Genomic DNA, 9923 nt, shown 5'->3' with positions numbered 1-9923 from the left:
AATTCGACAAGACGTCACAAGGATAATCAAGCAGTGCTTAGAGCCTAGTCGACATCGAGGGATGAGGGAGGGTTCAGAAAGGTTGCGAGTCAGAAAGATCGCTTTCGCGGGCAAACCTCGCGCCTATAGATTTCGGTAATCCGTAGGAGCGAGGCTTGCCCGCGAAGGGGTCAACGCGGTTCTATGTGGGCAATCATCAACTGAACCGTCTCGTTTCCACGAAACTCGTTGACGTCGAGTTTGTAAGCCAATTCGACCCACTTGATGGTCGGATTCGGCCAGACGTCGCGGTCGATGCCAAAGGCAATGCCGTCGAGCTTGACCGAACCACACTCGCTCCTCAGTACCACTTTGAGGTGCCGTTCGCCAACCACGCGCTGCTCCACCAGTTGAAACACCCCGTGAAACAGCGGCTCAGGAAAGTGCTGTCCCCAAGGCCCGGCATGGCGCAGTGCCCGGGCAAGCTCCAGGTGAAACTCCTCGACCGCCAGGGTGCCGTCCGACAGCAGGCGCCCGGTCAGGTCTTCTTCACGCAATTGCCGGCGGACCTCAGCGTCAAACGCCTCGGCGAACAACGGAAAGTTGTCTTGCGCCAGCGTCAGGCCCGCCGCCATCGCATGACCGCCGTACTTGGTAATCAGGTTCGGATGCTGCGCCGCGACCACACTCAGTGCATCGCGTATGTGAAAGCCCTGCACCGAACGTCCCGAGCCCTTGAGCAGACCATCGCCAGCATCGGCAAAAGCGATGGTCGGACGGAAGTAGCGTTCTTTCATGCGCGACGCGAGGATACCGATGACGCCCTGGTGCCACTCAGGATCGAACAGGCACAAACCGAACGGCATCGATTCCAGCGGCAGGTCCTTGAGCTGGGCCAGCGCTTCACGCTGCATGCCCTGTTCGATGGATTTGCGGTCCTGGTTCATGCCGTCCAGTTGGGCAGCCATTTCACGGGCCAGGACGGCATCTTCGGTCAGCAGGCATTCGATGCCCAGACTCATGTCATCCAGACGACCCGCCGCGTTCAGGCGCGGGCCGACAATAAAGCCCAGGTCGGTCGAGGTGATGCGCGCATGATCACGCTTGGCCACTTCCAGGATCGCCTTGACGCCCGGCCGGGCACGGCCTGCTCGAATCCGTTCCAGGCCCTGATGCACCAGAATCCGGTTGTTGGCATCCAGCGGTACGACGTCGGCAACACTGCCCAGTGCCACCAGATCCAGCAATTCGCCAATGTTCGGTTGCGGCTTGTCCGTGTACCAGCCGAGCTCGCGCAACCGCGCGCGCAAAGCCATCAGCACATAGAAAATCACCCCGACACCGGCCAGCGCCTTGCTCGGGAATTCGCATCCCGGCTGGTTCGGATTGACGATGGCATCGGCCAACGGCAATTCGTCGCCGGGCAAGTGGTGATCGGTGACCAGTACGTTGAGCCCGGCCTTCTTCGCCGCCGCCACGCCATCGACACTGGAGATGCCGTTGTCCACCGTGATCAACAAATGCGGCTGGCGCTCCAGTGCCACCGCGACGATTTCCGGCGTCAGACCGTAGCCGTAGTCGAATCGATTGGGCACCAGATAATCGACATGCGCCGCACCCAGCAAACGCAGGCCCAAAGTGCCCACGGTACTGGCCGTCGCGCCATCGGCGTCAAAGTCGCCGACGATCAGGATCCGCTGACGTTGCTCGAGGGCGACTACCAACAGATCCACCGCCGCCTCGATGCCCTTGAGCTTCTGGAACGGGATCAACCGCGCCAGGCTCTTGTCCAGTTCGGCTTCGGATTGCACACCCCGCGCCGCATACAGGCGGGTCAGCAAAGGTGGAATATCACCGAGGAAGGGCAAGGTGTCGGGCAACAGGCGAGGTTCGATGCGCATGGGGTGACAGGTGCTTCTCTAGAATGTGGGATATCTGGGAAATGGCGCAGCCTCAGCCGCGTTCGCCCAGCAGCCAGGTCAGCTGGACTTCGTGTTGACCGCGATCGTCGGTCACGAAAATCGTCCCTTCACTGATCATTACGTCCCACTTGATGACGCGGGGCATGTCTTTGGCCAAGGTTTCCAGCACTTCTTGAGGCACGGCCGCGATGTTGACGTTTTTCAGGTTTTTCACCGCTGGCACCACTTTGCCTTCCCAGACGCGCAGGCTACCGTAAGCCAGCAGACTGGTGCGCTCGGTGCGACGCGAACACCAGGTCAGGCGCTCGGCATCCGGCTGGCCGACTTCGATCCAGTGCAGGACGCGGTCATCCAGACTTTTTTCCCACAAGGCCGGTTCATCCACTTCTGACAGACCACGGCCAAAAGACAGTTGCTCGTTGTACCAGAGTGCGTAGGCCAGCAGGCGCACAGTCATGCGCTCTTCGGTTTCCGAAGGATGACGGGCGATGGTCTGCTTGACGCTCTCGTAGACGCTACGGTCGAGGTCGGTGAGGTTCAGTTCAAACTTGTAGGTCGTGGACGGCTGGGCCATGAACGGGCTTCTTGATACGGGGAAAGGCGGCAAGTCTAACCGATGCGACCACCATTGAACGAATAGAAGCCGATCTACCTGGGGCGCCTGACGGTCGGCTATGTTAAAACTCTGTACTCGCTCAACCCCTTTTCCTACAGGATCACGTATGTCGTTGACCGCCAAACCGCTCTCGGGCCTGAAAGTCGTTGAATTGGGCACGTTGATTGCCGGGCCATTTGCTTCGCGCATTTGCGCTGAATTCGGCGCCGATGTGATCAAGGTCGAATCCCCGGACGGCGGCGATCCGTTACGCAAATGGCGCAAGTTGTATGAGGGCACTTCGCTGTGGTGGTTTGTGCAGGCACGCAATAAAAAGTCCCTGACCCTGAACCTCAAGCATCCCGACGGCCTGGCGATTCTGAAAAAGCTGCTCGGCGAAGCGGACATCCTCATCGAGAACTTCCGCCCCGGCGTCCTGGAAAAACTTGGCCTGGGCTGGGAGATCCTGCATGCATTGAATCCGAAGCTGGTAATGGTGCGGCTCTCGGGCTTCGGCCAGACCGGGCCGATGAAAGATCAACCAGGGTTTGGTGCGGTCGGCGAGTCCATGGGCGGTTTGCGCTACATCACCGGTTTTGAAGATCGCCCACCGGTGCGCACCGGCATATCCATTGGCGACTCGATTGCCGCACTCTGGGGCGTGATCGGCGCGCTGATGGCTTTGCGGCACCGTGAGGTCAACGGCGGCCAGGGCCAGGTGGTTGATGTAGCGCTGTATGAAGCGATCTTCGCCATGATGGAAAGCATGGTCCCGGAGTTCGACGTGTTCGGTTTCATCCGTGAACGGACCGGCAACATCATGCCCGGCATCACGCCCTCTTCGATCCATACCAGTGCCGACGGCAAGCACGTACAGATCGGCGCCAACGGCGATGCGATCTTCAAGCGTTTCATGCTGATCATGGGTCGCGAAGACCTGGCCAACGACCCGTTGCTGGCCAGCAACGACGGGCGTGACAGCCGCCGTGACGAGCTCTACGGCGTCATTGATCGCTGGGTCAATTCGTTGTCGCTGGACAGGATTCTTGAGCTGCTGAATCAGGCCGACGTACCGGCCAGCCGAATCTTCAGCGCCGAAGACATGTTCAGCGATCCGCAGTACCTCGCCCGGGAAATGTTCCTGCAGGCCAAACTGCCGGATGGCAAAGATTTCAAGATGCCGGGAATTGTGCCGAAACTCTCTGACACACCCGGTGATTGTGAATGGGTCGGGCCGCAACTGGGCGAGCACAACGCGCAGGTACTCCAGGAACTTGGCTATGACGCGTCGCAGATCGCACAACTGCGCAAAGACGGAGCCATCTGAGCTCAAGCGTCTGCTTGCGCAACTCTTCAAGCACTGCCTGTGGCGTAACGGGCGGGCGTTGTGTGCGGTGGCGAGCGTTCTGTTGATTAGCGCTACGTCACCGCCGGCGTTGGCGCAACCCAAAGACACGCTGATCTGGCTCAAACGCGACCTGCCACCGCTGTTCATTTTCGAAGGACCGAAAAAAGGCCTGGGCATTATCGATCAACTGTTGACGAAACTGATCGCCGGCATGCCGCAGTACCAACACAGCGTGATGAAGGTCAATCGCGCGCGCGGCTTGCAGATGCTCCACGAGCCCTCTCTCACGTGTGATGCCGCTTTGAACTGGAGCAAGGAACGCGAAACCTGGATCGCGTTTTCCATCCCGGTATTCCGCGCCATGAGCAATGGCCTGGCCGTGCGCCGCGTTGATCGCAACGTGCTGGCGCCATTCATCAAGGATGGAGAAGTGGATCTGGCCGCCCTGCTGGCCACCGGCACCGTGACGCTGGGGATCGTCGCCGAACGCAACTACGGCGAGTACCTCGACGTGCTGCTCAAACAGGCTCCGCCCAAGGCCTTGACGCTCCATTACGGTAACGACGCATTGGGCAGCCTCTTGCAAATGCAACGCCTGGGACGCTTGCAGCTGTTGCTGGGCTATCGTCCGGAAATCCGTTATCAGGCGCAGCAGCAAGGGATCGCGGAGAATGAATTGCAGTTCTACCCGATTCGCAACACCGGTAAATACTTGTCCGGTTACATCGGCTGCACCGACACGCCGCAGGGTCGAAAGGCGATCACCGAAATAAACCAACTGTTGCGTACCCTGCCCCGTGACTATCTGAGCGAGGCCTATGCGGCCTGGCTTGACCCGGAAAGTCGCAGTGAATACCTGGAGGCTTCCAGGACATTTTTCGAGCAACAGACCGGGCACTGACAAACGCCGGGCAAAAAGAAACCCCGAGAAGTGGGGAGACGACTCGGGGTTAAACGTGGCCTGCATCAGACCCGTAGCAACAAGCTACAAGCACCGGAGCACAATGCTTGATCCTGTTGTTAATGGGTCTGACTGACCTTGGTGCAGGAAGGTTCCCACAAATGACAATTCAGTTTCGACTGGCCAACAGCTTGTCCTGAGCGGCATTACGCAGCGCCGCGATCACACAAGGCTCCAGGCGTCCTTCAGCAATCAGCACATCGCGATGCAAGCCGTCGACCACATCGGTCAGCAAGCGCTTGTCGCTCAACTGCGCCTGATTGAACTTGCGCTCGACCACGATCTCACCGATCGCGTTCCTCAATGTCACACGGCATTCACCCTGAATACCTGACGGGGTCAATGTCACTTGATACGGGCTCAGAGCCTCACCGAGCAAGAGACTGATACTTTCCATCTCGATCACCACTCAATAGTCCGAAAACAAAGTGCCTGGGGCGTCACTACAGTAAATGACCGCCGGCCCGGGAAGAAAGTTCTGAAAGACATAACGGCGTCCCTGATCGACAGAGCATGCATGGCCAAGATGACAGAGAGAAAACAACTCCGTCACGCCTGTCGACCCCGTTGACCGATATCACTCCAGCCCCCCAACAGACCGCGCAATTGCCCGTCCGCACTGTAGAACGGCACCGTCCATTGATAGACGTCCTTGAGGCCACTGTGCAAGAGCAATTGCCGCTCGCTGAAGCATGGCTTGCGCGTGTTCAGTTGAACCATGAGCTCGGCATGCAGAAGTTCGGCCGTCGCTTTGGGCATGATGTCGAGCTCGATGAGCTGGCGCCCCTGAGCCTGATCGAAGCGTATCGCCAGATGCTCCTCGTAACTCTTGTTGCACATGACCAGGCGCCCTTGCAGATCACGAACGAACATCGGATCGGGCATAGCGTCCAGCAACGTATGCTGGAACGCCAACTGATCGCGAAGGTCGTTCGCGGCATCCTGGCGCTGCTGGATCAGTGTCGTGAGGCGACGATTCCAGACCAGGCAAAGCAGTGCAAATACGCTGCAAACAACAACGCTCCAGCAATCCAGCCGTTCCCACGCCGAAGGCGTCGCTACGGGTGCCGTTGCTCCGAACCATTTGTGGCGAATCGCGCGTAACTCAGCTGGTGAAAATGCTTCGAGCGCCTTGTTGAGGATGCTCAACAGTTGTGGTTGGCCTTTGCGCACAGCCAGGTAATCAGCGTCCCATTTGCCCTCTATCGCTGCGCCGACCTTGAGCCGCCCCGAAGGATAGAGTCGGGCGCCGACTTCGGTGTCGATGGTCGCGTAGGCTTCGCCGCTTTCGACCAACGCCCGAGCCTCGGCGTAGGTCTTGACCGAGCGCAGCTCAATGGATGGGTACTCATGCCGAATCACAGCTTCCAGCGCGTGTCGGGTCGGTAACACCAGGACCTTTTTCGCCAACTGCTCCAACGACTGCACCGCGGGCGCTTCGCTATGACCGATAAGCACCCAGCTTGCGCCACCGTACGCATGACTGAAATCCAGGAATGCCCTGCGCTCGTCGTTCATGGACAACATCGTGCTCATGTCGGCTGCACCACTTTCCAGGCGCTGGAGCAACTGGTCGGAGGAGAACGTCTCTTCGTAGACGAACTTCAGCCCTGTCAGGGTGCTGATGCGCTCCAGCACATCGTTGTTGAAACCGCTCCAATGGCCGTGCTCGTCCTTGAACAGATACAACGGGTACTGTGTCAACGCAACGACAACCTGACGCTGCTCAGCGAGGTATTTGCGCTCCTGCGCATCCAGCGCGAGCACCGGGGCGGCGGCTGCAACGTCCGACTCAAAAGCCATCATTTGCGCCGCCACGGCCCACTGGGCAAAGCCCAGGGCCGCAATAAAAAACAACCAGCACATCGCTGGTTTTGACTCATGGAAACACGGCATTGCCACATCCTTGTGTTCAATTCACCCGTCCTTCAGGGGCGAATCTCGACGGCAGTGTGGCACGCAGAAACGAGAAAGCCCGTCAGGGACGGGCTTCAATGTGTGACAGGTTTTGCCCGTTACAATGGCTTACCGCGGTTGCCATGCTGGCTGACAAAGGCCTGTACGGCTTTCAGCTCGTTCGGCAACACGGTGCAACGCTCATCTCTTTCAAACAAATCAGAAAGATGTACAGGGAGTTCCAGCGCTTTTCCTACGCCGGCTTTCTCCACCGCATCCGGAAACTTGACCGGATGCGCCGTGCCCAGAATCACCATCGGGATATCCAGGCTGCGACGGCATTCGCGTGCTGCCTTGACGCCGATCGCCGTATGCGGATCCAGCACTTCGCCGGTTTGCTCGTAAACTTCGGCGATGGTTTCGCAGGTTTGTGCGTCATCCACGGCCAGCGAGTCGAACAGTTTGCGGGCTTCGGTCCAGCGCTCCTGCTCGACGCTGAAACCACCACCTTGCTTGAAACTGTCCATCAGACCGGCAATCGCCGCGCCGTTGCGACCGTGCAGATCGAACAGCAGGCGTTCGAAGTTCGATGACACCATGATGTCCATCGACGGCGACAGGGTGGCGTGCAGGGTTTCCTTGACGTACTGGTTGCCGCTCATGAAGCGGTGCAGGATGTCGTTGCGATTGGTGGCGACGATCAATTGATTGATCGGCAGGCCCATGTTGCGCGCCAGGTAACCGGCGAAAATGTCGCCGAAGTTCCCGGTCGGCACCGAGAACGACACCGAGCGCGCCGGGCCGCCCAACTGCAGGGCTGCGTGGAAGTAGTAAACGATCTGGGCCATGATCCGCGCCCAGTTGATCGAGTTCACCGCCACCAGGCGAGTGCCCTTGAGGAAGCTCTGGTCGGCGAAACTCGCCTTGACCATTTCCTGGCAGTCATCGAAGTTGCCTTCGATGGCGATGTTGTGGATGTTCTCACCGAAGATCGTGGTCATCTGTCGACGTTGCACTTCGGACACACGGTTGTGCGGGTGCAGGATAAAGATGTCGACGTTTTCGCAGTGCTTGCAACCTTCGATGGCGGCCGAACCGGTATCACCGGAGGTGGCACCGACGATCACCACACGCTCGCCGCGCTTTTCCAGCACGTAATCGAGCAAACGACCCAGCAGTTGCAGGGCGAAATCCTTGAACGCCAGGGTCGGGCCGTGGAACAGCTCCAGCACCCATTCGTTGCCGTTCAGCTGACGCAGCGGCGCGACGGCGCTATGGGCGAACACACCGTAGGTTTCTTCAAGAATCTTTTTGAAATCGGCATCGGGAATGCTGCCGGTGACGAACGGGCGCATGACCCGGAAAGCCAGCTCGTGATACGGCAGGCCGGCCCAGGAAGCGATTTCTTCCTGGGTAAAACGTGGCAGGTTTTCCGGGACGTACAGACCGCCGTCGGTGGCAAGACCTGCCAGCAGGACGTCTTCGAAATTCAGGGCCGGTGCCTGGCCGCGGGTACTGATGTAACGCATGACTGACTCCAATGGACAGTGTTCGCAATGCCGGGCGCCCGACACGGCGCCCGGTAAACGATAACGGCTTAGTTCAGGTGCTCGACACGGATCCGTACAACCGGACCGACCACGCCCGCCAGGGCTTCCAAAGCTGCGATGGCATCGTTGATGCGCTGTTCCACCACTCGGTGGGTCAGCAGGATCATCGGCACCAGACCGTCGTGCTCTTCGGCTTCCTTCTGCATGATCGACTCGATGTTGATCCCCCGCTCAGAGAGGATGCTTGCCACCTGGGCCAATACGCCCGGATGGTCCTTGGCCTGGATGCGCAAGTAGTAAGCGCTTTCGCAGGATTCGATCGGCAGGATCGGGTGAGCGGACAACGAGTCCGGCTGGAAAGCCAGGTGCGGTACGCGGTTTTCCGGGTCGGAGGTCATGGCGCGAACCACGTCCACCAGGTCGGCGATCACCGACGAAGCGGTCGGCTCCATGCCAGCGCCAGCGCCGTAGAACAGGGTCGAACCGGCGGCGTCTCCGTTGACCATCACCGCGTTCATTACGCCGTTGACGTTGGCGATCAGGCGATCGGCCGGGATCAGCGTCGGGTGCACGCGCAGTTCAATACCGGATGCGGTGCTGCGCGCCACCCCCAGATGCTTGATGCGATAACCCAGCGCTTCGGCGTAGTTGACGTCGGCGGTGGTCAGTTTGGTGATGCCTTCGGTGTAAGCCTTGTCGAATTGCAGCGGAATGCCGAATGCAATCGAAGCCAGAATCGTCAGCTTGTGCGCCGCATCGATGCCTTCAACGTCAAAGGTCGGGTCGGCTTCGGCATAGCCCAGGGCTTGCGCTTCGGCCAACACGTCTTCGAAGGTCCGGCCTTTCTCGCGCATCTCGGTGAGAATGAAGTTGCCGGTGCCGTTGATGATCCCGGCCACCCAGTTGATGCGGTTGGCGGACAGGCCTTCGCGGATCGCCTTGATCACCGGAATGCCACCGGCCACCGCTGCTTCGAATGCCACGATCACGCCTTTCTCGCGTGCCTTGGCGAAAATCTCATTACCGTGAACGGCTATCAGCGCCTTGTTCGCGGTGACCACATGCTTGCCATTCTCGATGGCCTTGAGTACCAGCTCGCGGGCAACGGTATAGCCGCCCATCAGCTCTATCACGATGTCGATCTCAGGGTTCGTGGCCACTTCGAAGACATCGTTGGTAATCGCAATACCGGTCGTTTGGAACTGAGGCTTTGGCGTGCGCATGGCAATTTGTGCCACTTCGATCCCACGCCCGGCACGACGAGAGATTTCCTCGGCGTTGCGCTGAAGTACGTTGAAGGTACCGCCACCGACGGTCCCTAACCCACAGATGCCTACTTTGACCGGTTTCACTGTGAACTCCCCATAAAACGGCCGACTCGAGGCCGGCCGTGAAAACAGCCGCATGTTCGCGGCTCTCTATTAATGGCCCGGCGATGTTGCTGCCGGACCATGATCGTCAATGGCTGACCGTGACGATGCGAATTTACTTCGCGCCCAGCGCCAGTTTGGCGACTTGTGGCGCAGGCTGGTAGCCCGGAATGACCTGACCATCGGCCAAAACGATGGCCGGTGTACCGTTCACGCCAATCGACTGACCGAGGGCGAACTGTTTGGCAACCGGGTTATCGCACTTGGCGGCCTTGATTTCCTTGCCGTCGACCATTTTGTCC

9 protein-coding genes are annotated in these 9923 nt (G+C 59.2%); 2 read left to right on the top strand and 7 right to left on the bottom strand.

Annotated features, from left to right (window positions below; all coding sequences use genetic code 11):
• Positions 1-170 precede the first annotated feature (170 nt).
• Both recJ and D8V06_RS12530 read right to left on the bottom strand, forming a co-directional pair.
• Complete coding sequence (gene recJ, locus D8V06_RS12535; RefSeq protein ID WP_130931051.1) at positions 171-1880, bottom strand: single-stranded-DNA-specific exonuclease RecJ; 1710 nt, start codon at positions 1878-1880, stop codon at positions 171-173.
• A 52-nt stretch (positions 1881-1932) separates the two neighbouring features.
• Positions 1933-2475 (bottom strand): YaeQ family protein, encoded by a 543-nt coding sequence (locus tag D8V06_RS12530; RefSeq protein ID WP_056853617.1) that lies wholly within the window; start codon positions 2473-2475, stop codon positions 1933-1935.
• Between the two features lie 148 nt (positions 2476-2623).
• Here D8V06_RS12530 and D8V06_RS12525 point away from each other — a divergent pair, with 148 nt between their 5' ends.
• Both D8V06_RS12525 and D8V06_RS12520 read left to right on the top strand, forming a co-directional pair.
• Positions 2624-3823 (top strand): CaiB/BaiF CoA-transferase family protein, encoded by a 1200-nt coding sequence (locus tag D8V06_RS12525; protein ID WP_130931050.1) that lies wholly within the window; start codon positions 2624-2626, stop codon positions 3821-3823.
• A complete protein-coding gene (locus D8V06_RS12520; RefSeq protein WP_056853619.1) occupies positions 3777-4745 on the top strand; it encodes a TIGR02285 family protein in 969 nt (322 codons plus the stop codon). Before D8V06_RS12525 ends, D8V06_RS12520 begins: the two co-directional genes overlap by 47 nt.
• A 169-nt stretch (positions 4746-4914) precedes the next feature.
• On the opposite strand, the gene D8V06_RS12515 is transcribed toward D8V06_RS12520, so the two are convergent.
• From D8V06_RS12515 to D8V06_RS12495, 5 genes are all read right to left on the bottom strand, one after another.
• The gene (locus D8V06_RS12515; protein ID WP_056853620.1) at positions 4915-5202 is read right to left on the bottom strand and encodes a DUF3509 domain-containing protein; all 288 of its coding nucleotides are present in this window, start codon (positions 5200-5202) and stop codon (positions 4915-4917) included.
• Positions 5203-5354: 152 nt separating this feature from the next.
• Positions 5355-6701, bottom strand: coding sequence for a transporter substrate-binding domain-containing protein (locus D8V06_RS12510; protein WP_130931049.1), 1347 nt, complete (start codon positions 6699-6701; stop codon positions 5355-5357).
• A gap of 119 nt (positions 6702-6820) precedes the next feature.
• Positions 6821-8230, bottom strand: a complete 1410-nt coding sequence (gene thrC, locus D8V06_RS12505) for a threonine synthase (RefSeq protein ID WP_056853622.1) — start codon at positions 8228-8230, stop codon at positions 6821-6823.
• Positions 8231-8298: 68 nt separating this feature from the next.
• On the bottom strand, positions 8299-9603 hold the full coding sequence (locus D8V06_RS12500) for a homoserine dehydrogenase (RefSeq protein ID WP_056853659.1): 1305 nt from the start codon (positions 9601-9603) through the stop codon (positions 8299-8301).
• 133 nt (positions 9604-9736) lie between these two features.
• Positions 9737-9923, bottom strand: a 187-nt coding sequence (locus D8V06_RS12495; protein WP_153189255.1) for a thioredoxin fold domain-containing protein, incomplete at its 5' end; no start/stop codon positions are given.

The organism is Pseudomonas sp. Sample_24 (genome assembly GCF_004307605.1).
Lineage (GTDB): Bacteria > Pseudomonadota > Gammaproteobacteria > Pseudomonadales > Pseudomonadaceae > Aquipseudomonas.
Note: the sequence above shows the minus strand (reverse complement) of the source record. Positions and strands in the feature narration are given on the sequence as shown.

Excerpts from the sequence above, each read along its gene's own strand:
- D8V06_RS12520 (WP_056853619.1), top strand. The coding sequence starts at position 3,777 with ATGACGCGTCGCAGATCGCACAACTGCGCAAAGACGGAGCCATCTGAG.
- D8V06_RS12515 (WP_056853620.1), bottom strand. The coding sequence starts at position 5,202 with ATGGAAAGTATCAGTCTCTTGCTCGGTGAGGCTCTGAGCCCGTATCAA.
- D8V06_RS12510 (WP_130931049.1), bottom strand. The coding sequence starts at position 6,701 with ATGCCGTGTTTCCATGAGTCAAAACCAGCGATGTGCTGGTTGTTTTTT.
- recJ (WP_130931051.1), bottom strand. The coding sequence starts at position 1,880 with ATGCGCATCGAACCTCGCCTGTTGCCCGACACCTTGCCCTTCCTCGGT.
- thrC (WP_056853622.1), bottom strand. The coding sequence starts at position 8,230 with ATGCGTTACATCAGTACCCGCGGCCAGGCACCGGCCCTGAATTTCGAA.
- D8V06_RS12530 (WP_056853617.1), bottom strand. The coding sequence starts at position 2,475 with ATGGCCCAGCCGTCCACGACCTACAAGTTTGAACTGAACCTCACCGAC.
- D8V06_RS12525 (WP_130931050.1), top strand. The coding sequence starts at position 2,624 with ATGTCGTTGACCGCCAAACCGCTCTCGGGCCTGAAAGTCGTTGAATTG.